Below are 25009 nucleotides of genomic sequence, written 5' to 3'. Positions count from 1 at the left end.
AACGCTAAAAGAATTAACAGCTCAAATCAATTGCTCATTTAAATGGGGAAATGGTCTGGGTATATTTACGAAATATTGATTTTCTAATGAAAACATATCATCATTTTTCTGAGTTTAAAAAACTAGACAATGCCGTTGCTACCATAGGAACTTTTGACGGGGTTCATTTCGGCCATCAGAAGATCATCAAAAGGCTTTGTGAATTAGCAAAATCAACCGGAGGAGAAAGTGTGATCCTCACTTTTTTCCCTCATCCAAGGATGATCATCGATCCAGAAAACCAAGACTTGAAGCTGATCAACACCGTTGCAGAGAAAATGGCAATTTTGGCAGAGCTGGGCGTCGATCATTTGATCATCACCCCCTTTACCCGGGATTTTTCCAACCTCAGCCCCGCTGAATATATAAAAAACATCCTTGTAGATACTATCGGTATTAAACAACTGATTGTTGGCTATGACCACCGCTTTGGGAAAGACCGCAAAGGAGGCATGCAGGAACTGGAAATGTATGCTAAGCAGTTCGATTACCAAATTGAGGAAATTGCCAAGCAGGACGTCGACGATGTGGCTGTCAGCTCTACCAAAATCCGGAAAGCATTGCTCAATGGGGAAGTTGCTCTAGCAGCCAACTATCTGGGCTATCATTTCTCTTTACATGGAAGGGTGATCAAAGGAGATAAAATCGGAAGAACAATTGGGTTTCCTACAGCAAATATCTTTTTGGAAGAAACCTATAAATTAATCCCTTCAGATGGCATTTATGCCGTGACGGTGGATATGGGAGCAGAATCTTATAAAGGGATGGCTTATATCGGACAAAGGCCAACTATCAATGGCATGACCAGAAATATTGAGGTCAACATCTTTGATTTCAATAAAGAAATCTATGGTCAGTATATCACCATGACTTTCCTTGAATTTCTACGGCATGATGTTAAATTTACCGGACTGGAAGCACTGAAAATTCAGCTACAAAAAGACAAAGAGGATACCCTCAGCTATTTCAGCAAAATAGGTTAAACCACATTTAAATGCCTTTTTTCTCTAAAAAAAGGCATTTTTTTGTTATATTTACCTCAATGAGGTTTCTATTATCTGCTATTCTTTTCTTTTTCAGTCAGGTAATTTCCTTGCAAAATGTACAGGGAAAGGTGCTCAATACGGTCAGTCCCTATGTCAGTAAATCCAATTTCAATACGAAGAAGCTTTATTTCAATCCTCCTTCGAAAGCCCGGACTTCCTTAAAAAAAGCCTTTTTAGAGGACCTGACCTTCATCAGCCACGCGACAAACAAACAGGGAAGTAATCCCTGGTTCTTCCTGCGCAGCCCCGAAAGGGCGCCATACGTTCCACTTATACTAATCCGGTATTATCAGGTATTCCAAAACTTTGGATATGCCTATATATTTGACTTTTTGTATCCTAAACATGTCTTCTGGTAGTTGTAAATAATCGAAATCCGATGAATACAATTTTATAACTTTAAAAAAAGACATTATCTATGATACATTTACCCGTATTAATCACTGATTTAGGTTTAATACTTGCCGCTGCCGGAATTACCACTTTACTATTTAAAAAAATAAAGCAACCATTAGTTTTAGGCTATATTCTTGCCGGACTACTGGTTGGACCACATATCAAATTTATCCCAACTGTAACAGACAATGCCAGCATCCATATCTGGGCAGAAATCGGAGTAATCTTCTTACTTTTCAGCCTGGGGCTGGAATTCAGTTTCAAGAAACTCGTTAAAGTAGGTGGCTCGGCCTCCATTACCGCAATTGTTGAAGTTGTCTTTATGCTCTTAATCGGCTTTGTCGCCGGTTTAGCCATGGGCTGGTCTACAATGGACAGCATTTTCCTCGGTGGTATTCTATCCGTTTCCTCCACAACAATTATCATCAGGGCCTTTGAAGAGCTTGGCGTAAAACATAAAAAGTTTGCAGGATTGGTTTTCGGCGTTCTTATCGTAGAAGACTTGGTAGCCATCTTATTATTGGTATTACTTTCCACCCTTGCCGTGAGCCAGCAGTTTGCGGGCGCCGACATGCTGATTTCGATTCTTAAGCTTTGTTTCTTCCTCGTTTTATGGTTCATTGGGGGGATATTCCTGGTACCAACTTTCTTGAAGGCGACAAAAAAACTCATGAATGATGAGACTATGCTGATCGTATCCATCGCTTTATGTTTGCTAATGGTATTACTGGCTGTAAAAGTTGGATTCTCTCCAGCTTTGGGCGCTTTTATCATGGGGTCCATCTTAGCGGAAACCACTCAGGCTGAACGGATCGAGCATTTGACCAAATCTGTCAAAGACCTCTTTGCAGCCATCTTCTTTGTTTCCGTCGGAATGATGATCAATCCGAGCATTTTAATCGATTATTCCGTTCCTATCCTGGTCATCACCATCGCGACCGTCTTAGGTAAATTCCTAAGCTCCGGAATGGGTGCATTATTATCTGGACAGCCCTTAAAAACATCCGTTCAGACAGGTTTAAGTCTGGCACAAATCGGAGAGTTTTCTTTTATCATTGCAACACTAGGTTTGACGTTAAAAGTAACCAGCGATTTCCTCTACCCGATTGCGGTAGCTGTATCTGCCATCACCACCTTTACCACGCCATACTTAATTAAGGCCTCAGAGCCCTTTTATCTCTTCCTGGAACGTACATTACCAAAACGGTGGGTTGAGGCCATCAACAGATATAGTTCCAGTACAGCGGGCATTACCACACTTAGCGATTGGAAAATTCTATTGAAATCCTATACTTTTAATACCATTATCCACTCGGTGATCATCATTGCGATTGTCTTTCTGGGTTCCAGGTACCTGCAGCCCTTTATGACGAAAAATATCATCAACGGGAATAATGGGATTATCATCAGCCTAATACTTACCTTGATTTTCATGACTCCTTTCTTATGGGCACTGGCCATCAGAAAAATAGAAAAGAAGGCCTATTCTCATCTGTGGTTAAATAAAAAATATACCCGCGGGCCACTGGTGGCGCTGGAAGTTTTAAGGATTTCCCTGGCACTTTTCTTTGTTGGCTTCCTCATTTATCAGTTCTACAGCACCTGGATCGCAGTTGTTATTGCCATTGTTCTGATGATTGTGGGGATGTTCATCTTCTCCAGAAAGCTACAGGGCTTCTATAACAAGATGGAGAGTCGTTTCCTGCTGAACCTCAATGCACGTGAAGCCCAGAATGCTCAGCCGGAAATACTGCCCTGGGATACCCACCTAGCCGAATTGGTCGTTGCTCCGGAATCGTCACTTGTTGGAAAAACACTTATTGAACTCTCCGTAAGAGAAAAGTATGGCGTAAATATCGCCCTGATCGAACGTGGGAAAATCATGATTCCTACCCCGGGACGTGATGAAAGGCTATATCCAAATGATAAAGTATTGGTGATTGGTACAGACAATCAGCTGGCTGCAATTAAGGAATTGTTTGAAGGTGCCAAGGAGGAAATTCCTGAAGAATCCAGCTTCCCTAAAAAAGACATGACGCTTCAGAAAATCGTCATCAATAGCAGTTCTCCGGTCTATTTACAAAGCATCCGCAGTTCCGGTATCCGGGAAAAAACCCAGGGGCTCGTGGTAGGTATTGAACGAAAAGGAGAACGCATTCTGAATCCGGACTCTAACCTCATTTTTGAGAACGAGGATGTGGTATGGATCGTGGGCAATAGTAAAAAAGTACCTGATCTATTGAAATAATTCCAGAAAAATATCTAATCTTACTAATGCAATAGAACCCTGCCGACAAGCTGCCGGCAGGGTTTTACCTGCAAACAAACATAAAAGAACCACCACCAGTCAGCGAAAAATGAAGATAGATTCGGAAAAGAGTGAATTTTTAGACGAAATGCTTGAGCATTGGCAGGAAGAAAAGTTGCTCACCGAAGCGGACGTTCAACGTTTACGCGGAAGCTATGAAACTAAGGATTTCGACTGGCGAAGGTTGGCTCAATACTCCTTTTGGATCGCAATGGCCTGTGGTGTAATCTCTCTTGGCGCTTTACTCATAGACGATACCATTTTAAAATACCTGGAACGTCTTTATGATACTTCTGACGGCGTGATCAGCATTCTTTCGATCTCTGCCGCAGCCTATCTCTTTTACCTGAGCTTCAAAAGAAAGCAAACAAAATCACATCAGGTCTTCAGTAATGAGGCGCTGATCTTCACCGCAGTGATGCTCACGGCCAATGCCATCGCTTATCTGGGCAAGGCTATCGGCACCAGCAGCGGTCATTTTTCTTTGCTACTGCTCCTGGCTGTTTTGATTTATGGCATTCTGGCTTATGTTTTCAGGTCAAGGCTGATTTGGGTTTTCGCTTTAATTTCCCTTGGTGCCTGGTTTGGAACAGAAACCGGCTATCTGTCGAGATGGAACTGGTATTTCGCAGGGATGAATTATCCTTTACGTTTTGTCTGTTTTGGAGCAGTCCTCACCGGATTGTCTTTCTTCATGAAAAAACATAAAAAGATTGACTACTTTTTTCCGGTAACCTATATCAGTGGAATGGCATACTTATTTGTATCACTCTGGCTACTTTCAGTATTTGGAAATTTCGGCACCTTAGAAGCCTGGTATGGGGTAAGACAAATCAGTTTGTTTTACTGGGCCATTATCTCTGCAGCAGCCTGCATCATCAGCATCTTTGCCGGCTTAAAATACCGGGATGATATTGCCCGGGAATTCGGAATCACCTTTCTTTTCATCAACCTTTACACCCGTTATTTCGAATATTTCTGGGACAACTGGCATAAAGCACTGTTCTTCTGCGTTCTTGCAGCCTCCTTCTGGATTATCGGACGAAGAGCAGAAAAGATCTGGAATGTAGAGTTTCTAAAGAAATAACCTGCCTATTTAATAAAATGGACGTAAACGATTTTACAGATGTGATAACCTGACAAAGCAAAAAACAAAAGTGCAATTCCTTTATTCACCAGATAACTGCTCAGCGCAAATTTTTCCTGTATGTACTGGGCAAAACGGGCAAAACCGTATAAAGCAACCGCTGCCCCGATACCTGAACCAATACTGAAAATCGTCAGGGAAAGGTAGCCAATATCTATCCACTCATGAGAAATCAGGTACGTACCTACAAATAACCAGTAAGGGATTTGCATCGGATTAATTACTCCCAAAAGCATTCCATATCTGATGCTGTCTTTTTTAGAATAGTCTGCTTTTGGCATTTCTTTCCTGGACTTCCAGGTGATGAAACCTAAAACACCAAACATCAGCACCATAATCACATCAATGATGTCTCCCAATTTGATTTCACTGGAAAGCCATTGCACAAAACGCATCACGCCAAAAGTGAAAAGTATTTCGATTGCCGAGAAGGCGCCTATAAAATATAGCGCCTGTCTGATTCCCCTGGTGATGGTAATCTGAACCACAGTAAGGTTAATATTTCCCGGAGGGATATATCCCACCATATTCAGTATTACCCCTAAAAAGAGTGTTAAAAAAAGCATTTGCGAAGATACAATTATTTCATGTGTGCAGTTAAATACTTAGCAGTATAAGAAGAATTTGAGGAAACCAGGTCTTCTGGTGTTCCTTCAAAAACAACATTACCGCCTTTGTCTCCACCCTCAGGGCCGATATCAATGATCCAGTCTGCTGATTTTATCATATCCATATTGTGCTCAATCACCAGGATCGTATTTCCCTGCTCAATCAGCGTATTCAGTGCAATTAGTAATTTTTTAATATCGTGAAAATGTAAACCTGTAGTAGGCTCATCAAAAATGAACATCGTTTTGTTGGCATTGTTCCCTTTGATCAGGAACGAAGCCAACTTGATCCGTTGTGCTTCTCCACCCGATAAAGTATTGGAAGACTGGCCAAGATGTACGTAGCCCAAACCAACATCTACCAATGGCTGAAGCTTAGCCATGATTTTAGGTTCCCCTTTAAAGAAATCAACCGCCTCATCAATGGTCAAATCCAGGATATCGGCCACATTCTTATCCTGATAGGTGACGTCAAGTACCTGCTGCTTAAACCTTCTGCCTCCGCATGCTTCACATGGAAGGTAGATATCCGCCATAAACTGCATTTCAATTTTCACTTCTCCCTCGCCCTGACAAACGTCGCATCGCCCGCCCTCTACGTTAAACGAAAATGCAGCTGGTTTTAATCCGGCAGCCTTTGCACCTGGCAAAGCTGAGAAGAGTGCCCTTACATCATCCCAGGCCTTCACATAAGTTACAGGATTAGACCTCGAAGACCTTCCAATCGGATTTTGATCCACCATCTCTACCTGGCTTACCAGATCGTAATTTCCATAGATTCCGTCATAAGCCCCGGTTTGTTCTCCGGCATAGTTACCTATTGCTTTTTGCAAAGCAGGATAAAGAATCTTTTTGATTAAACTGGTTTTTCCACTTCCTGAAACACCACTTACGACAGTGAATACGCCCAAAGGGAATTTCACATCAATATTTTTAAGGTTATTCTCCCTTGCCCCTTTTATGAGTACATGGTCTTTCCAGCTCCTTCTTTTAGTCGGTATCGCAATCTTCTCTGCTCCAGAAAGATAGCGTCCGGTAAGGCTTTTCTTGTCTTTTATAATTTGATCATAAGTACCACTGAATACCAGGTTTCCCCCATGTGTTCCAGCCTCCGGACCAATATCTATAATATGATCAGCAGCCTTCATCATCTCTTCTTCGTGCTCCACAACAAGTACCGTATTTCCTACATTACGAAGCGAAAGCAATACCTCTATCAGCTTATTGGTATCTCTCGGGTGTAAACCTATACTCGGCTCATCCAGCACATATACCGAACCGACAAGACTGCTCCCTAATGAAGTTGCCAAATTAATTCTTTGCGATTCTCCACCAGATAAAGTATTGGAAAGCCTGTTTAACGTCAGATATCCTAACCCTACATTGTTAAGATACAATACCCGGTTGACAATCTCAGCCAACAATCTTTTTGCGATCTTCTCATCATTTGGCGAAAGCTTCAGGTGCTCAAAGAAATCCAGGATCGTCGCCAATGGCATCAATACCACATCTATGATAGATTTATCATTGATCTTCACATAGGCCGCATCTTTACGAAGCCTGGAACCTTTGCAATCCGGACAAATGGTTTTTCCGCGGTATCTGGATAACATCACCCGATATTGTATCTTGAAGGTCTGCTCTTCCAGTTCTTTAAAAAAAGCATCTAAGCCTTCAAAATATTTATTCCCCGTCCAGACCAGTCTTTGTTCTTTCTCTGTCAGCTCGTTAAAAGGGCGGTGAATAGGGAAATTAAACTTATCTGCATTTTTAATCAGCTTGTTTAGCCATTCCCGCATCTTTTCGCCACGCCAAGGCGCAATGGCATTGTCATATAAACTTTTACTCTTGTCCGGAACGACCAGATCTTCATCTATTCCAATTACATTTCCATACCCCTCACATCTTTTGCATGCTCCGTAGGGATTATTAAAGCTGAAGAAATTTGGAGTAGGTTCGTCAAAACGAATCTCATCCAATTCAAAACGATCACAAAAATGAGTGGACTTTCCTTCCTGCTCTATATATAGGTCACCCTTACCCTCAAAAAATGCCGTTTGTACAGAATCTGCGATACGGCTCAATGTTTCCTCCTCCTTGTTCAGCACAATCCTGTCGATTAAAATCCTTACGGTATCCGCATCAGCCAGCTCAAAATCAACAAAGGACTCATCTTCCAGAATATTTTCAATCTTTAGAATCTCTTCTTTATAAAAAATCCGAAGAAATCCTTTCTGAAGTAAAACTGCCAGTTCTTCCTTTATAGACCTGTTGTTGTGAGGAAATAAACGACAGAAGATCGTTACGACACTCTCCGGTTCAAGGCCCGAAATGAAATCCACCACCGTGCTTACGGTATCCTTCTTAACAATATTTCCTGATACAGGAGAGTAGGTTTTCCCTATTCTGGAGAATAAAAGTTTCAGATAATCGTAAATCTCTGTAGAGGTGCCTACAGTAGATCGTGGATTAGAAGTAATCACCTTTTGTTCTATGGCGATGGCGGGTGCAATTCCTTTGATATAATCTACATCCGGCTTATTCATTCTTCCCATAAACTGCCTTGCATAGGACGACAAACTTTCTACGTAGCGTCGTTGACCTTCGGCGTATAAAGTATCAAAAGCTAAAGAAGATTTGCCGGATCCTGACATTCCGGTAATGACTACCAGTTTATTTTTGGGAATTGCAACGTCTATATTCTTCAGATTATGGACTCTGGCACCTTTTATGATTATATGTTTATGTGGATCTTTATTGATTTCGTTATTCATTGACTTCTGGATAGAATAGTGCTAATATAACCCAAAAAATGCAATATTACCGTTTTTGGGAGGATGCAAAAATAAGGCTCTCAGCGCAGTTTTAATTTTTTTTAACACTTTTTATATTGTATTGTAATAAAAAAATGCTTCTTTTGGAGATTCAACAGACAAACTAAACCACTAACTAACAGGAGAAAGATATCGAAAAAAACATCTACTAAGTATTTTATAGCAATTAGCAGGGAACTTTTTAGTACGGATACTCCTATGAAATTAGAATTATATAGTGACCAAGACTTGGTGAAGTTATATCTTACCGGTGATGAATCGGTTTTGGAAGAACTTCTGAGAAGACATAAGTCGAAAATATACACATCTATCTATTTATTAGTAAAGGATCAATACCTCGCAGAGGATATTTTCCAGGATGCATTTATAAAAGTCATCAATACGCTCAGGTCTGGGCGTTACAATGAAGAAGGTAAATTTTTACCTTGGGTGATGCGGATCGCACACAATCTGGTGATTGATTATTTCAGGCGTGAGAAACGCGCTCCGGTCATTACCAGTGCAGATGGAACAGACATCTTTAACCTCCTTCAGATCCATGAAGAAAGCGCGGAAGAAAAAATGCTGAGAGAACAAACACATTTTGACCTTCGTGCGATGATTCATTTGTTACCGGATGATCAGAAGGAAGTTTTAATCATGCGTCATTATGCTGACCTCAGTTTTAAAGAAATCGCAGACCTAACCGATGTAAGTATAAACACGGCATTAGGAAGGATGCGTTACGCTTTAAGCAATCTTCGGAAGATGATGAAAGTGAAAGAAATTTCCTGATTTTTAGTTGGATAAAATGTCCACAAAAAATTGTAGTTTAGGTTAAAATAAATTTATAACAATAACGTTTACATTAGTAAACATATATTTCTTTATTGCTTATGATGGAAACCTCTACTTCACTTAACCGACTAAATTGCACACAGCCAAAGCAGGAAAAACCTGCAGTTGATGCAGTTATAGAACTCGATATGATGTTCTATGACCACATCAGGCCGCAACTGGACCGCTTAACAAGAAATCCTTCCGATGAAACCATCGAGAAAATTTTAGCCTACTCCAGAGCGAAGTAATTTAAAAACGAATTGAAGCTGCCTCTAAAGGGCAGCTTTTTTATGTCCTTATTTTTCGGTTAACTGGTTATCATTCGGACTTTAGCCCTTCTTTTCTTTTTTTCCTGCCGTTTTTTTTAACCTTGTGTTAGTTCTTCTCTTTATATTTGCCCATGCTCAAAAAAGACAGATACAAACTTTTTGTTGCCCACTTCTCTGCAAAACAGCCTGATGCTGAGACAGAATTACATTACAATAACCCCTATCAATTGTTAGTTGCTGTGATCTTATCGGCACAGTGTACAGACAAGCGCATTAACCAGGTCACCCCTGCACTGTTTCAGCGATTTCCAAATGCAAAAGCACTGGCTGATGTTACACCTGATATCGTTTTTGATTACATCAGAAGTGTAAGTTATCCCAATAATAAAGCGAAACACCTGGTTGGAATGGCAAAAATGCTGTTGAATGATTTTAACAATGAAGTGCCTTCCGATATTGATCAGTTACAAAAGATGCCAGGTGTTGGACGAAAAACAGCAAATGTAATCGCTTCAGTGATTTATAATGCTCCGGCAATGGCGGTAGATACCCATGTATTCCGGGTCTCCAGAAGAATTGGTCTATCTTCCGGAAAGACACCTTTAGCAGTCGAGAAGGAATTGGTAAAGAATCTTCCGGAACAAACGATTCATGTGGCACACCATTGGCTGATCCTTCATGGCCGTTATGTTTGCCTGGCCAGATCACCAAAATGCAACATTTGTGAAATAACCAATATTTGTAAATATTTTCAACAAAATAATAAAATAACTAAAATAATTAGCGAAAAACAGGGCTAGTCAAAAAAAATACTTTTATTTCTTGCATTAGAATAAACATTAGCTATATTTGCTAATATAATTAGCATGTAAGTAAAAGTTATTGATTCTTCCAACGGTAATATTTTATCTTACTCCCAGAATTTAATAATATGAGCGTAAACGCAGACAAATTAAAAGCATTACAACTTACTTTAGATAAGTTAGAGAAATCGTATGGTAAAGGTACCGTAATGAAACTAGGTGATAATGCTGTAGAGCCTATTGAATCGATTTCTACAGGATCAATTAGTTTAGATATTGCCTTAGGCATCGGTGGTGTTCCGAAAGGAAGGGTAATCGAAATATATGGCCCGGAATCCTCAGGTAAAACGACTTTAGCTACTCATATTATTGCAGAAGCACAAAAACAGGGCGGAATTGCAGCATTCATAGATGCGGAACATGCTTTCGATAAAAATTATGCAAAAAAACTGGGTGTTGATGTAGATAACTTGTTAATCTCTCAACCAGACAATGGAGAACAAGCATTGGAAATTGCGGATAACCTGATCAGATCAGGAGCGATAGACGTGATTGTTATTGACTCCGTTGCGGCACTTGTTCCTAAAGCAGAGATTGAAGGTGAGATGGGTGATTCCAAAATGGGATTACAAGCCCGCTTAATGTCACAAGCCCTTCGTAAATTAACAGGAACCATTGCTAAAACAGGCTGCTGCTGTATCTTCATCAACCAGTTACGTGAAAAGATTGGTGTGATGTTTGGAAACCCTGAAACAACAACTGGTGGTAATGCATTGAAATTCTATGCTTCTGTACGTTTAGATATCCGCAGAACCTCTCAGATTAAAGATTCCGATGAAGTTTCAGGAAACAGAGTGAAAGTCAAAATTGTAAAAAATAAAGTTGCCCCTCCATTCCGAATTGCAGAATTCGACATCATGTTTGGTGAAGGTATTTCTAAAACCGGAGAAATCATCGATTTAGGTGTAGATTTCAACATCATCAAAAAAGCAGGTTCATGGTTCTCTTATGGAGAGACTAAACTTGGTCAGGGAAGAGACGCCGTTAAACAATTGTTATTGGATAACCCAGAACTTTCCGAAGAAATTGAAGCTAAAATCAGAGCCGAAGTAACTGGCGAAAAATTAGAAGAAAGAGCTTAATTCCTATATACAAAAAGGCCTGTTTAGTAATTACTAAACAGGCCTTTTTGTATATGCTTAAATTTTGTGCGATTACATCTTCATATATTTCGCATCTACATAGATGGCCACAATTACTGCAACTATAATCGCAGCAAGCAACACTGCTAACCCAAGATAGTTCCGCTTCTTATCCTGTTTGATCAACCAAACGATAAAAACGATAAAAGGAATCAGCATTAAACCGAAAAAAATAAAACTCGTTGCACTCATAATTCGCTGTTATTATATTAAAAATTCATCCTGGATATCGGAGCAACATCCTGTTCCACAAAATCTCCTTTTAAATACTTTTGGTATCCCGCAATGGCAATCATTGCAGCATTATCCGTACAGTATTCAAAAGCGGGGATATATACATTCCAGCCAGATTCCTCTGCTCTCTTCTGCAATGCAGCTCTAAGACCACTATTGGCCGAAACTCCACCGGCAATCGCAATCTCTTTAATTCCATACTCTTTTGCTGCCTTTCTCAACTTATTGAGCAAGATATGCACAATGCTATACTGAACAGAAGCACAAATATCATTCAAATGTTCCGATATAAAGTCAGGATTTTCCTTTTCTTGCTTTCTGATGAAATATAATATCGAAGTCTTCAAACCACTAAAACTATAATTCAAATCTTTGATCTGAGGTTCCGGAAATTTAAATGCCAATGGATTTCCCAGTTTCGCATGTTTATCGATCAACGGACCACCAGGATAAGGAAGATTGAGAATTTTAGCAGTTTTATCGAAGGCCTCCCCCGCTGCATCATCCAGCGTTTCTCCAACGATCTCCATGTCAAAGTAATCCCTAACCAGGACAATCTGCGTATGGCCTCCGGAAACTGTCAGGCATAAAAAGGGGAATGCAGGCTTGGGCTCGTCGATAAAATGAGCCAAAATGTGCGCATGCATATGATTTACAGACACCAATGGCAGATCCAATGCCAGGGCAAAAGACTTAGCAAAAGAGACCCCAACCAACAAAGACCCCAATAAGCCCGGGCCTTGGGTAAAAGCAACCGCATTTAGCTCCTTTTTGTCTACATTAGCATCTATTAAGGCCTGTTGTATCACAGGCACTATATTTTGTTGGTGTACTCTCGAAGCTAGTTCAGGAATTACACCACCATAATTTTCATGAATTGTTTGGTTTGCAATAACATTGGCAGTAATTTTGCCGTTGTTACAGATAGCAACCGAAGTTTCATCACAAGAAGATTCAATAGCGAGTATTACTGGCACAATGATTATAATTAAGCTACAAAACTATTAAAAAACTATTAAAAATACTTCTTTGGTTTGTTGCATCAGTGTTATTACTAGTTGCGATCCTGTTATTCGCGCTTCAATTCAAGCCCGTGCAGACTTTTGTAGCAAAAAAAGCGGCTGCCTATTTATCTAAAGAACTCAATACCACCATTTCCTTAACCGGAATATATATCAAACCGTTCAAATCCCTTGTTCTTGAAAATCTGCTCGTCCTAGACCAACAGAAGGATACGCTTTTGAGTACACCAAAACTTCTGGTAGACATCAATCAACTCTCGCTGGAGAAGAGAATTATCGATGTAAATACCGTTCAGCTAAATGACGGAACATTTTTCCTGAAGTCTTATAAAGATGAATCAACCAATCTTGATTTCATTATCGACTACTTCGATTCAGGCACACCAACGGTAAAGAAGAAGAAAAAACCTTATGAAATTACTTTTGACCGCGTCATTCTGAACAATATCAATTTCAAATATAAAAACCTTAAAATTGACACGGTCATGAAAGGGGTAAATTTCGAGGATGTCCACCTGAGCAATCTTAATGGAATCTTTGAGAAACTCAATACGACTGATCACATCATTCAGGCGGATATTAAGAACCTGACTTTTAAAGAGAAAAGTGGTTTTTATCTTAAAAACTTAACCGCCTTTACCACCGTCGACACCAATAAGATTGAGCTTCAAAGATTGTTATTGGAAACAAACCACAGCAAGCTTCAGGATTATTTCAAAATGAGCTTTAATAAGTTCAGGGATTTTAATGATTATGTGAATAAAGTAAGGATGAAGGCCAACTTTAAAGATAGCCATATTGCTTCCCGCGATGTATCATTCTTTACTTCCGAACTGGACCAGATGAATTTAAACCTGGATGTTGATGGACAGATTACCGGTCTGGTGAATAACCTTCGGGCTAAAAAACTAGCCATAAAAGCGGGAAAAGCAACTCATATCAAAGGAGATTTCATCCTCAAAGGACTCCCTGTTCTAAAAGAGACCTTCATGGACCTCAAGATTGAGATGGCGGGAACCAATAAAAAAGACCTCGACCAATTATTAACAGGTATTACCGGAAAAAAAGCAAAGACCATACCCGAGGTTGTTTCCAAATTTGGGAATGTAAATTTTAACGGTTCCTTTACTGGTTTTCAAAATGACTTTATTGCTTATGGGGAATTCAAAACCCAGCTAGGACGCGTGGTGTCCGATGTAAATATGAAAATCGACAAGAAAGGCGTGCCTTCTTATTCCGGAAATGTAAAGACATACGACTTCAACCTGGGGAGTCTGATCGATGAAAAAACGCTTGGAAGGATTACTGCCTCTTTAAATGTGAAAGGCCGTGGTACAGAAATCAAAAGCCTTTACGAAAAGCTAAATGGGGATATTGATTACATCGATTTCAACAATTACAGATACACAAATGTTAACATTGATGGAACTTTTGAAAAAAAGTATTTTGATGGAAGCTTAAAAATAAACGATAAAAATCTGAAGCTTAACTTTGACGGAGGAGTAAATCTAAATGGCAAACTTCCTGAATTCAACTTCAAAGCCGACATTAAAAAAGCAAGGCTGAGGGCACTTAAATTATACAAAGATTCCCTTCAGGTAGATGCCGTGTTCAGTACAAACTTTTCCGGAACCAATCTGGACAATATTCAGGGAAACCTACTGGTGCAACACGTACAACTTAACAATGTAAAAGGGATTTATCATATTGATTCCATACAACTAAGTGCCAATGGGATAGGAAGAGACAGAAGTTTAACCATCAACTCCGACATTTTAGATGCCAGTATAAAAGGTCAGTACGACCTGAATACATTGCCGTCCTATTTCAAGGCGCTCGCTAAAACCTATATTCCTTCGCTAAAGGCGGAAATCATGAATTATAAGGAGCAGATTTTCCAGTTTAATTTAAAAATTAAAAAGTTTGAGCCAGTGGCCCAGCTCCTTGTGCCAGGTCTGGAAATCGAAGATCAGGCCATTTTCATTGGAAATTTTGACTCCCAAAAGAAGACCGCTACTGTAAACGGCTTCGTCAAAAAGCTCAAGTATGATGGAATTGTGGTCAACAATATTATTGTCGATGAGAATACTTCCGTCAACCAGCTTCAGGCCATCATTACCTCAGACCGTGTGGACATCAATGACAGTTTATATATCAAAAATGTCAATATTTCAAATATTCTCCGAAATGACAGTCTGACCTTAAACGTTAAACTTGCGAACGCTGACGATGCCAATTCACTCGATTTGAATGGTCTTGTTGAATTTGCGACAGACACTGTAGGACGGATTACTATCCTTCCTTCTATTTTAAAAATCAATAATGAAGACTGGAAAATTCAGGAAAAAGTAAGAATTAGCTTTCATGATGGCAAAACACAGATCAATAACTTCGACCTGAGCAATGGCCATCAGCTCCTCAAGATCGATGGGATTCTTTCCAAAGATCCGGACGACCTGATTCTTGTTGGCTTTGAAAAATTTGATCTGGAAACCTTAAATCCTTTTGTTAAAGGCCTTGGTGTTAAACTATCCGGACACCTGAATGGAGAAACCAAACTCTATCAGGTATTAAAATCGCCCAGAATTTCTGATAACATTACGATAGATTCCCTCAGCTTCAACAATACTTACATTGGAAGTTTGACGGATACCTCTTCCTACCATAAGGCCAACAATGTGGCCAACATCTACACCACCATTATTGCGCATGACAAAGAAACATTGAGAGCGAGAGGAAGCCTTGATCTGGAGAAAAAAGAATTAGACGTTCATGTGAAGCTGGATGAAACGGAACTAGCTGTTCTGGAGCCCTTCGTAAAAAAACTCGTTTCCAAACTAAAAGGGAATATCTCGGCCGACCTGACGGTTAAAGGTCCTTTCGAAAAACCAGCGATCAATGGAGAAGTGGCATTTGATAAGGGAAAAATGACGATCAATTACCTTCAAACAGCCTATACACTCAATGATCAGGTGGTAATTGACAATAGTGTGATTAGAATTCATGACCTTAAACTAATTGACGTAGACAATAACCAGGCAGTGGCAAACGGAACTGTCGACCTGAATGACATTGACAATCCAACAATTGATGTCATTGTGAAGGCCAAAAACTTCATGGCACTCAACACGACCGAAAAGGACAATCCGGTTTACTACGGACAGGCCTACGGAACCGGAACATTTATATTCAAGGGACCTACCAACCGGATGTTCATTGATATTGATGCAAAAACGGAGAAAGGAACCGTATTTAACCTTCCGCTAAATAGTTCTGAAACGGTTTCGAGTAAGGATTTCATCACATTTGTAAGTAAGGACACGACTAAAACAGTGAAAAAGCAAACCAGTTTTGACGGGCTTACCATGAATCTGAAACTGGATGTGGACGCGAACAGTGTGGCCAATATTTTCACCAGTCTGGGAAACCTCAGCGGAAGAGGAAATGCGACTGACCTGACTTTAAAGATCAATAGTCTGGGTGATTTCGATATGTCTGGAGATTATATCATTGAAAATGGTAGTTTCGATTTCACCGCACAGGAGGTGATCAACAAGAAATTCAATATCAGGCAAGGTGGCACCATCCGCTGGACAGGCAACCCTACTGCTGCCCAAATACAATTAAAGGCGATATACGCGCTTAGAACAAGCTTGAGAGACCTTTATACTGCAGCCAACAGAGATCCAGGCAGCAGTAAAGATGAGCGGGTATTAACCGAAGTGGAAATGGGACTCTCAGGGCTATTGTTAAAACCTGATATTAAACTGGATATCTTCTTCCCATCGAATCCTGCAATCAAGGAAGAAATGCAAGCTTACTTCAACGATTCCAATAACCTTAATTTACAGGCATTGAGCTTAATCATCAGAAGAAGCTTTGCTCCCGGCACAGGAAATGAGGATTTAGGAAAACAGTTAACCAACGGGGTAACCAGTACTGCAACAGAACTGTTATTCAATCAGCTGAATAATGTGCTTTCTTCTTTAAACCTGGACTTTGTAGACTTCAATGTTCGCTCGTTAACGGAAGCTAATGCCTCGTTCAGACTTTTTAATGACCGCATCATTCTGAATGCCGGTATTGTAAACAGAGGCAGCACAAATGATTTATCTCTTTCAGGTTTCACAAGAAATAATGTAGGAGGTGAGGTAGAAATTCTCGGTTTGATCAAAAAGGATGGGACATTGGTTGGCAAGGTATCCAATAAACCGCCCACACAACAAACGATCTTTACAACGTCCGGCATCAATCAGAACAACAATGTGACCTCATTAGGTCTGGTTTATACCCAACAGTTTGACAGCTTCAGGGAATTCCTTCAGAAAATAACAGGAAAGTACAAAAGAGATCAAAAGAAAAAAGCCCAGCATGGAGAAATCCCCAAAACCAGGCAGTTAATTAACAAAGAGGCCATTCTTAACGAACAGCAAAAGAATAACCCTAAGAAATAGGTTTTCTTCTTATCCCTTCATGATCTGATGTCCCATTTTATCACGTTTGGTTCTCAGGTATTGCTCATTGTGAACGTTGCTTTCAATTTCGATAGAGATATTCTCTAAAATTTCCAATCCATACCCAATCAGACCGGCACGTTTTGTCGGGTTGTTAGACATCAACCTCATTTTAGAAATTCCCTGAGCCCTTAAGATCTGAGCACCTACTCCATAATCTCTTTCATCCCCTTTAAAGCCCAGTTTAATATTTGCTTCAACGGTATCTAAACCAGCATCCTGAAGATTATAAGAACGTAATTTATTAACCAGTCCAATACCTCTGCCTTCCTGGTTCATATATACAATAAGTCCTTTACCTTCTTTATCGATCATTTCCATTGCTTTATGCAACTGCGGTCCGCAATCGCAACGGCAGGAGCCGAAAATATCACCAGTCACACAAGAACTGTGTACCCTTACCATCACCGGTTCATCCGGAAGCCATTCTCCTTTGCTGATCGCCAGGTGAGTTGCACCAGTATCCAGCTGCGTATAAGCTGTCATTTTAAAATCTCCCCAATCTGTAGGAAGATTAACGGTTACTTCTTCTTTTATCAAACTTTCTTTGCTCAACCTATAAGCAATCAGGTCTTTTATAGAAATGATTTTCAATTGGTGCTGAGCTGCAATTTTAATCAAATCAGGTAATCTGGCCATCTCTCCATCATCTTTCATGATTTCGACTAAAACCCCTGCAGGTTCCATTCCAGCCAATCTCGCCAAGTCTACAGAAGCTTCCGTATGTCCGGATCTTCTTAAAACCCCTCCATCTTTGGATCTTAACGGAAAAATATGTCCGGGTCTGCCCAATTCGGCAGGGTCAATGTTAGGATTAATCAGGGCCTGAATAGTTTTAGACCTATCAGAAGCAGAGATTCCGGTAGTACATCCATAACCAATTAAATCAACAGAAACGGTAAAGTTTGTTTCATAAGCTGCAGTATTCTTTCCTACCATCAGCTCTAATCCAAGTTCATCACATCGCTGTTCCGTTAAAGCAGCGCAGATCAGCCCTCTGCCATAGGTAGCCATAAAGTTAATCACTTCAGGTGTTGCATTTGCAGCAGCTGTCAGGAAGTCACCTTCATTTTCTCTATCTTCATCATCAACAACAATAACTACTTTACCAGCTTGTATTTCAGCAATAGCTTCTTCTATTGCATTTAGTTTGATTTCCATTTTTTGAAATATATCGATAAACAAACACTAGGATCAGCTGCTTGTTCAGCTATTAAGATTAAGTACAAAGTTACAACCTTCCCATTCAAATCCATGTGTTCAAATATCATAAATAAGTAAGGAATAATTGTCTATATCAGCCCTGCTTCTTAACTGATCAAAGCTTTGCCGGCAGGTTCTTTTTTTTCTTTTTAAATAGGTTTACCACCAATTGCTTAAGGTTGTTTACATCAAATAAGGCAGAGTCAACTGTGGCTTTATAAGTAAGGAATGCCCCTACGGGAGATAAGATAATGATCGCCAGCCAGGGTCCGAAAAACGGAGCAAGCGTACCGGTTATGGCCGATTTCTCCGCAACAGTCGCAATAATATGATAGATCAGAAAGAAAACGATGGCCATCACGACAGGTAAGCCTAAGCCTCCTTTTCGAATGATCGCTCCTAATGGCGCTCCAATGAAAAACAAAAGAAGACAAGATGCAGCGAGTGTAAATTTTTTCTGGTATTCGATCTGAACCTTTATGATGTTTCTTATCCTGTCGCCATAATCAGTCATTCTTCCCGAAGTCGTTTGTTTGATAGAATTTGCCTGGTCTAAGGCACTTTGGATGATGCTCAGCTTTTGTTTTTCAGGCAATAGGTTCAATAAAGGCTTATTGATTACTTTTTCAGCGGCTTTAACCTTGGTATAACCTTTCACGTAGTTATTCTGCTTAAAGTAACTTGAAACCGTCATGGCAGCAAATTTATTCACACTATCCAGCTCTTTACTTAAAGAGTCTTCTTTTTTGACAAGCCCTTTAAGATTGAGCATTTGGGTATTGTTTCTAAAACCCTGCTCATCTGTCCTGTTCATCTTAAAACTGGAAATATCGAATTTTTGATCTGTTTCTTTAAACCTCATCCGGGTGAACTGCTGTCTGGGGTTATAAGATGAATTCTGCCCACTGGATTCTTCATACCGGACTCCATTCTTCAGCTTCAAAAGAAGGTTTTTCTCATCACTGGCCATTTTTCCTTCTTTGGCAATAATGATCTTCGCAATTCCATTGTTACTGGTATGGTCATAGATCATGACCCCTTCAAGTGAAACGCCGTCTGAACCTTTCTTATCTACCCTGATAGAGTATCCCGGAATGCTATTATTGAATACCCCTTCTTTAATCAGAAAGGACAATTTTTTATTTCTGATATCCCAGAGCAGAGAGCCGAACTTTAAATTGGCCTTTGGCAGCATCACATCCGAGAATAAAAAAGAGCCAATTGCAATGAAGACGATCAGCACCAGTAATGGCATCATTGCTTTTTGCAGCGATACCCCTGCAGATTTTATGGCTACCAGCTCATAGTTTTCCCCTAAAGTCCCAAAAGTCATAATGGAGGACAGTAAAATAGAAAGTGGCAGGGCCATAGAAACATTTGCAGCCGAAGCATAATACATCAGTTCCAGGATCACATACCATTCAAAGCCCTTTCCTATTAAATCATCCACGTATTTAAACAGGAAAAACATCAACAAGATGAACATCACAATAAAAAATGTGACGAAGAAGGGCCTAATAAATGCTTTGAGCAGAAGTAAATGAAGCTTTTTCAATATACAAAGGTAATCAAAGCAAGCGAAAAACTATGCGCCAAGTACACTATGCAAATAGGTAATCTGATTATCCCAAATCAAAGTACGTTCTGCAAGTGTATCTTCAGTAGCAAAATCGGTGATGGATAAAGCTACATCATTTGTTAATTCGTCCTGAACGATTTCCATTTCAAAATAACAATGAGGTTCATCATCAATCCATTTAAACTTTACCAGTTTATTCTCTTTAATACTTAAAAGCTTCGCTTTTTGTATTTCGTCGTCCCATGTAAATGTATACAGCTGATCACGGAAAATCACATCATCAGCAAACCATTGAGATAAGCCATTAGGCTCACTAATGAAGCTAAACAAAATACGTGGAGACGATCTCAATTCATATTCTAACGTAAACTTTTTCTTTTCTGACATCGATGGATCCTTATATTTTGAACTATTAGACTATTTTTTTTAATATTTATTTCTAAAGAAAAGTAATTTATTCTATATTTGCAACTCTTTAGAAAAAAGACGCCCGGCGGGGTAGCTCAGATGGTTAGAGCGCAGGATTCATAACCCTGAGGTCGGCAGTTCGATCCTGCTCCCCGCTACTTGGTAAAAGCTCATCTTCGGATGGGCTTTTTTACGTTTAAAGAATTATTAATCAACATCTTACGACATTGCACAGCAAGTATCTGCTTCATCCAAATATCACACCCCCTCTTTTAAATTTCTGGAAGGATTCATCTCAAACCTTAGACATTTGACGTACTTAACGGCACAGATTTTCTGCATCCATATTCCTTATCAAATGATGATGCTCCGAATAACTCTCCTCTTTTTAATCCTCTTTCGAGCATTTTAACCTAAAAAATCACAGTTTCAATATACAATTTTTAAATTAATCCCTTAAGTTTATTAAAAGAAGTTGCCTGATAATGGACAAGGGTTCGAACCCCTCCTGCTCCACAAAAAAAAGGGAGAATTTTCAATTCCCCCTTTTTTCATATAAAAAACACAAACAAACCAACTCATGGCTCCTGAACAGCTTTTATAACATAGTCAGTGGTGTAGACACTGCCTTCCGCCTGAAATTGTATCCAGCCTCTGTAAATACCTGGTTTGGTAAAAGAAGCATGTAATTTATATCTTCCATTCTTCACCTCAGGATGGACATGGATATATTCTTTATCATCAACGCTGATGAATACCACATGCGCCTTTGCACCTAAATAATTATCTAATGTGGAGGGATCAATCTCTTTTCCATCCTTTTTCAAAATGCCATCTATCATCATGTGACCGTTTGTAAACTTACCCTGATCAGAAACAAGGGAAATAGAATAAGCCTCTGAACTGCCAGTTAGTTTCTCTTCACTGTAGTCCGGAGGAGATGGAGCTTTACCTGGGACATTTACTTCCAATTTATTTACCACCTGTCCAGTTCCGTAAGGTTTGTAATCAGCAAAGAGGTAAAATTTACCACTGGAAGGGAACTTTGTTTTAACCGCATAACCTATTTCGGTTTCAACCGGATGAATATGATTAAAATACGAAAGATCTTCGTTCACGACAATCAAATGAATTTTCTTTTCATGCGATAGCTCTAATTTCGACGGCTTTTGAAGCACTAAGGTTAACCTCATTTCCTGTTCCGGAACAATATTCGCTGGCACTATTGTCAGTTCCATATTGTATTCGCTATTTTCCATATCATTATAATTTATAAAATGATTACAATTCGAAAAGAAGAAACTCCTGCGTAGAGGAGCTTCTTCCATAATTTTCTATCGTTAATTTATACTGTCTGCAGTAAAACCAGCTTCATTAACTGCAAAAATGATTGCGCGTTCATCTGCCTCACCGGAGATCACTGTCAGCGTTTTTTCCGGGGTGTTGATGTCTACTTCCCAATTGTCTTCTCCTGCGATTTCATTGAGGCTTGGAGAAACTTTTGCCAGGCATCCGGCACACTTGATGTTCGTTTTAAATTTTAATGTTTTCATTGATGCTAATATTTGTGTTAATGAATCTTGTTGAACTAATTTTTTAATCTTGTATCCCAGTCGCGTCACAGAAGTGATTATTTTGTCGACAGATGTGACCAGCGGTTCATAGGAGATGACCATAATACCAGGTAGTACAACAATCAGGTATGCTCCCGGAGTATTTAATACTGAAAGTGTTACCGTTGAAATGCAATAACCATCTTTCAGGTTGCTGATGTCCAAACCAAGTAGTTTCATTTCAGGAACAATTTATTGATCGACTTTATACCCCATCTTTTCAATCTCCTGAATAATGGCTTCTGGTTTGACTTTCTCCGGATCATAACTGACAGTTGCTTGTCCGAATTCTATATTTTCAATAGCTGCACCATCCTGTTTAACTATTATATTTTTTACTACCCCAACACAATGGGCACTTCCCATTCCGCTGATCTTTAAATTAAGTGTTTCCATAATCATTAGTTTTATAGTTCAAAGTTATTCATACCGACTGCTCCCGGAATTATACAATTGCCGCATTCTTTTATAAAATTTCAGTCGAACTCAATGGTGATATCCTCACTTAAAGGATAGCTTTGACACAGCAAAATCATACCTTGTGCGACTTCGCTTTCCGTTAGCGCATAATTTTTAAGCATGCTTACTTTGCCTGACGTTAGCAATGCAACGCAGGAACCACAGGTCCCTGATTTACAGGAATACCCAAAAGAAATGCCCTCTTTCAGTGCTGCGCTCAACAGAGATGTTGCCGGAGGAATTTCGATCAGGTGAGTCTGCTCATAAAAATGAACGAGGACTTCATGTGTGACCTTAGGCAGACTTAGCTGTTCCAAAATCTCATCGCCAGCGGTAAATCGTTCCATGAAAATATCTGTTTCAAAAACCTGTAAAGACTTCAGCACGTCATAATATATTTTCATCAGCCCGGACGGCCCACAAATAAAGTAGCAGGCTCCTGATGGTTTTTCCGCAATTGTCTGTTTCAATAGCTTTTTGACAAGCAGTTTGCTCAACCTATCCTCAATTAAAGTACCTGAGAACACCGGTTTTCGTCCCTCTTGCTGTGATAATGCATGAAACACGGTCAGTCTATCCTTATATTCCTCGACCAATGCTTCGATCTTCTCTGCGAAAATAGTGTCAGACCAATTGCGGTTGGCATAGATTAAGGTAAGCTGAACATCAGCTGATTTACCTAATAAGGATTTGGCAATAGAAAGTAACGGTGTTATTCCACTTCCCCCCGACAATAAAACAACATGTCCGCTTTGATAACTGTTTTCAGAGGGGATAAAAGAACCATATGGTCCTTCTATTTCCAATTCAGAAATTTGTTCAGCGTAATCTACCAGGTAATTACTCATCAACCCATCTGTTACCCGTTTTACAGTGATGGCAGGATAAAGATCCAAATCAGGTGAAGAAGACAAAGAATAAGAACGGGTTATTTTTTCTCCATTGATCATCATGCTGACATTGATAAATTGCCCGGGTAATTACTTGAATCCTGATCCACCGATGTCAAATACAATGGTAACCGCATCCTTTGTCTCCCTGATTACTTTAAGGGTCGGACAGATCATTTTATACTTCTGCATTCTTCAATGTTCTGATAGAAAAAATAGCGATTAAGGTCGCAATGCCACTTACCACAGCTGCAGATTGGAATGCGGTTTGGAAACTTTCATTCAGTGCTGCCAACTCCGTTGCACCATCAATTTGTAACCTATCGTTTTTTGCGGCTACGATAGCAACTATGATTGCCAGTCCGAGGGCCGACCCAATCTGATAACTGGTATTCACCAGACCAGAAGCCAGTCCGGTCTCTTCCGGTTTGGCTCCCGACATGGAAGCGATGGTTCCGGGAATGTAAGCCAGCGACATTCCTACTGCGCCCAACAGCGATGCGGGTAATACGTGGATCATAAAAGATCCATCTACCTGAACATTACTAAAAAGAACCAGGGAAGCTGTAAGTGCTATAAATCCCGCGATCATGGTTGCTTTAAAGCCAAATTTTGCGACCAGCTTTCCGGTTACATTTACCATCAAAACCATGATCATAAAAGTCATCGGTAGTAAGGCAAGGCCGCTATTGAAAGCTGAATAATTCAATACCTGCTGCAAATAGAGGTTGAGAAAAAACCATAGGGGAATCCATGCTGCTGCCATCAGGCCCATCACCAGATTGCCTGCTGAAAGGTTAGGTACCTTGAAAATTGATAAAGGTACAAGTGGCTCCTTCTTATTTTTTTGCATGATCAGGAAGACAATAAACAACGTTACAGCTAAGCCCAGTAGTCCAAACGTTTGAAGTGAACCCCAGCCCGCACTTTCAGCTGATACAATGGCATATACCACCAGAATAAGTGCTGCCGTGGCCAGGATCGCACCAATAACATCTACTTTTCCTTTTCGGGTTGTTCCTTTTAGTAATAATCCAGGGCTCAAAACCAGAACGATCAGACCTAAAGGGATATTGATCAGAAAAACCCATTGCCAGGAAAGCCATTGGGTAATGGCACCGCCGAAGAATACACCAGCAGAACCACCTGCGGCAGCGGCAGCCCCCCAGAAGCCCAGGGCTTTATTTAGCTCTTTGGGGTCGGTAAACTTCGTTAAGACCAGCGTTAAGGCTGCTGGTGCAATGAAAGCCGAGCCCAGCCCCTGCAATGCTCTGCCGGCATTTAAACTTATTTCTGACCAAGCCATCCCTGCTAAAAGAGAAGCCCCTGTTAAAATGGCGAATCCCCACATGAAAACCTTGCGTGAGCCAAACAGGTCAGACAGGCGGCCACCTAAAAGCAGGAAACCGCCGAAAACAATTACATAGGCATTAAATATCCATTGAAGGCCTGTTTGCGAATAACCCAGATCAGTTTTTATCGCAGGTAACGCGACCCCTATAATGGACGTATCCATAATCACGATGAACTGGGCCATACATAGCAAAGAAAGCGCTGCCCATCGCTTAGCGTAAGGCACCGCCTTTTCTATTGGTTGTGTTGTATCTTTAGACATA

The 25009-nt window shown here is 40.1% G+C and carries 21 protein-coding genes and 1 tRNA gene; 10 read left to right on the top strand and 12 right to left on the bottom strand.

The genetic code is table 11. From position 1 onward, the window contains the following. The first annotated feature begins 86 nt into the window (after window positions 1-86). The 4 genes from AAFF35_RS01810 (at window position 87) to AAFF35_RS01795 (ending at window position 4876) form a co-directional block, all read left to right on the top strand. Window positions 87-1022, top strand: coding sequence for a bifunctional riboflavin kinase/FAD synthetase (locus AAFF35_RS01810; protein WP_342330610.1), 936 nt, complete (start codon window positions 87-89; stop codon window positions 1020-1022). Window positions 1023-1081: 59 nt separating this feature from the next. Beyond that, on the top strand, window positions 1082-1444 hold the full coding sequence (locus AAFF35_RS01805; protein WP_342330609.1) for a hypothetical protein: 363 nt from the start codon (window positions 1082-1084) through the stop codon (window positions 1442-1444). A gap of 59 nt (window positions 1445-1503) precedes the next feature. Then, window positions 1504-3729 (top strand): cation:proton antiporter, encoded by a 2226-nt coding sequence (locus tag AAFF35_RS01800; protein WP_342330608.1) that lies wholly within the window; start codon window positions 1504-1506, stop codon window positions 3727-3729. 109 nt (window positions 3730-3838) lie between these two features. Continuing rightward, window positions 3839-4876: a DUF2157 domain-containing protein gene (locus tag AAFF35_RS01795; protein ID WP_342330607.1), complete on the top strand. Its 1038-nt coding sequence runs from the start codon at window positions 3839-3841 to the stop codon at window positions 4874-4876. A 5-nt stretch (window positions 4877-4881) separates the two neighbouring features. On the opposite strand, the gene AAFF35_RS01790 is transcribed toward AAFF35_RS01795, so the two are convergent. After that, window positions 4882-5502: a lysine transporter LysE gene (locus AAFF35_RS01790; RefSeq protein ID WP_342330606.1), complete on the bottom strand. Its 621-nt coding sequence runs from the start codon at window positions 5500-5502 to the stop codon at window positions 4882-4884. 14 nt (window positions 5503-5516) lie between these two features. Beyond that, entirely contained in the window at window positions 5517-8318 is a 2802-nt protein-coding gene (uvrA, locus tag AAFF35_RS01785) for an excinuclease ABC subunit UvrA (RefSeq protein WP_342330605.1), read from the bottom strand. A gap of 258 nt (window positions 8319-8576) precedes the next feature. Between uvrA and AAFF35_RS01780 the strand changes: the two genes are divergently transcribed. From AAFF35_RS01780 to recA, 4 genes are all read left to right on the top strand, one after another. Further along, window positions 8577-9152, top strand: coding sequence for a sigma-70 family RNA polymerase sigma factor (locus tag AAFF35_RS01780; protein ID WP_073229645.1), 576 nt, complete (start codon window positions 8577-8579; stop codon window positions 9150-9152). 101 nt (window positions 9153-9253) lie between these two features. Continuing rightward, on the top strand, window positions 9254-9445 hold the full coding sequence (locus AAFF35_RS01775) for a hypothetical protein (protein WP_074611986.1): 192 nt from the start codon (window positions 9254-9256) through the stop codon (window positions 9443-9445). A 152-nt stretch (window positions 9446-9597) separates the two neighbouring features. Then, the gene (gene nth, locus AAFF35_RS01770) at window positions 9598-10266 is read left to right on the top strand and encodes an endonuclease III (protein ID WP_342330604.1); all 669 of its coding nucleotides are present in this window, start codon (window positions 9598-9600) and stop codon (window positions 10264-10266) included. A gap of 131 nt (window positions 10267-10397) precedes the next feature. After that, window positions 10398-11411, top strand: coding sequence for a recombinase RecA (recA, locus tag AAFF35_RS01765; protein WP_074611988.1), 1014 nt, complete (start codon window positions 10398-10400; stop codon window positions 11409-11411). 72 nt (window positions 11412-11483) lie between these two features. Here recA and AAFF35_RS01760 read toward each other — a convergent pair whose 3' ends face one another. Next, complete coding sequence (locus AAFF35_RS01760; protein WP_124587557.1) at window positions 11484-11663, bottom strand: hypothetical protein; 180 nt, start codon at window positions 11661-11663, stop codon at window positions 11484-11486. Window positions 11664-11680: 17 nt separating this feature from the next. Further along, window positions 11681-12682, bottom strand: a complete 1002-nt coding sequence (gene tsaD / locus AAFF35_RS01755) for a tRNA (adenosine(37)-N6)-threonylcarbamoyltransferase complex transferase subunit TsaD (protein ID WP_342330603.1) — start codon at window positions 12680-12682, stop codon at window positions 11681-11683. Between the two features lie 116 nt (window positions 12683-12798). On the opposite strand from tsaD, the gene AAFF35_RS01750 reads away from it, so the two are divergent. Then, entirely contained in the window at window positions 12799-17181 is a 4383-nt protein-coding gene (locus AAFF35_RS01750) for a translocation/assembly module TamB domain-containing protein (RefSeq protein WP_342330602.1), read from the top strand. A gap of 9 nt (window positions 17182-17190) precedes the next feature. Here the strand turns inward: AAFF35_RS01750 and AAFF35_RS01745 are convergent, their stop codons facing one another. The 3 genes from AAFF35_RS01745 to AAFF35_RS01735 all read right to left on the bottom strand — a co-directional run bounded on the left by AAFF35_RS01745 (window position 17191) and on the right by AAFF35_RS01735 (window position 20410). Next, window positions 17191-18402 (bottom strand): bifunctional 3,4-dihydroxy-2-butanone-4-phosphate synthase/GTP cyclohydrolase II, encoded by a 1212-nt coding sequence (locus tag AAFF35_RS01745; RefSeq protein WP_342330601.1) that lies wholly within the window; start codon window positions 18400-18402, stop codon window positions 17191-17193. Between the two features lie 157 nt (window positions 18403-18559). Continuing rightward, entirely contained in the window at window positions 18560-19999 is a 1440-nt protein-coding gene (locus AAFF35_RS01740; RefSeq protein WP_342330600.1) for an LptF/LptG family permease, read from the bottom strand. 30 nt (window positions 20000-20029) lie between these two features. After that, the gene (locus AAFF35_RS01735) at window positions 20030-20410 is read right to left on the bottom strand and encodes an START-like domain-containing protein (protein WP_073229621.1); all 381 of its coding nucleotides are present in this window, start codon (window positions 20408-20410) and stop codon (window positions 20030-20032) included. A gap of 105 nt (window positions 20411-20515) precedes the next feature. Between AAFF35_RS01735 and AAFF35_RS01730 the strand changes: the two genes are divergently transcribed. Next, window positions 20516-20589: transfer RNA gene (locus AAFF35_RS01730), tRNA-Met, on the top strand. 420 nt (window positions 20590-21009) lie between these two features. On the opposite strand, the gene AAFF35_RS01725 is transcribed toward AAFF35_RS01730, so the two are convergent. From AAFF35_RS01725 to AAFF35_RS01705, 5 genes are all read right to left on the bottom strand, one after another. Continuing rightward, the gene (locus tag AAFF35_RS01725; RefSeq protein ID WP_342330599.1) at window positions 21010-21690 is read right to left on the bottom strand and encodes a hypothetical protein; all 681 of its coding nucleotides are present in this window, start codon (window positions 21688-21690) and stop codon (window positions 21010-21012) included. A gap of 81 nt (window positions 21691-21771) precedes the next feature. Continuing rightward, window positions 21772-22224: a heavy-metal-associated domain-containing protein gene (locus AAFF35_RS01720; protein ID WP_342330598.1), complete on the bottom strand. Its 453-nt coding sequence runs from the start codon at window positions 22222-22224 to the stop codon at window positions 21772-21774. A gap of 12 nt (window positions 22225-22236) precedes the next feature. Next, window positions 22237-22440 carry a heavy-metal-associated domain-containing protein gene (locus AAFF35_RS01715; protein ID WP_342330597.1) on the bottom strand — a complete coding sequence of 68 codons (204 nt, stop codon included), beginning with the start codon at window positions 22438-22440 and terminating at the stop codon, window positions 22237-22239. 80 nt (window positions 22441-22520) lie between these two features. After that, window positions 22521-23456 carry an iron-sulfur cluster-binding domain-containing protein gene (locus tag AAFF35_RS01710; RefSeq protein WP_342330596.1) on the bottom strand — a complete coding sequence of 312 codons (936 nt, stop codon included), beginning with the start codon at window positions 23454-23456 and terminating at the stop codon, window positions 22521-22523. Window positions 23457-23571: 115 nt separating this feature from the next. Continuing rightward, on the bottom strand, window positions 23572-25008 hold the full coding sequence (locus tag AAFF35_RS01705; RefSeq protein ID WP_342330595.1) for an MFS transporter: 1437 nt from the start codon (window positions 25006-25008) through the stop codon (window positions 23572-23574). Window position 25009 lies beyond the last annotated feature (1 nt).

This window comes from Pedobacter sp. FW305-3-2-15-E-R2A2 (assembly GCF_038446955.1).
Lineage (GTDB): Bacteria > Bacteroidota > Bacteroidia > Sphingobacteriales > Sphingobacteriaceae > Pedobacter.
This window is presented reverse-complemented; position numbering and strand designations above follow the sequence as displayed.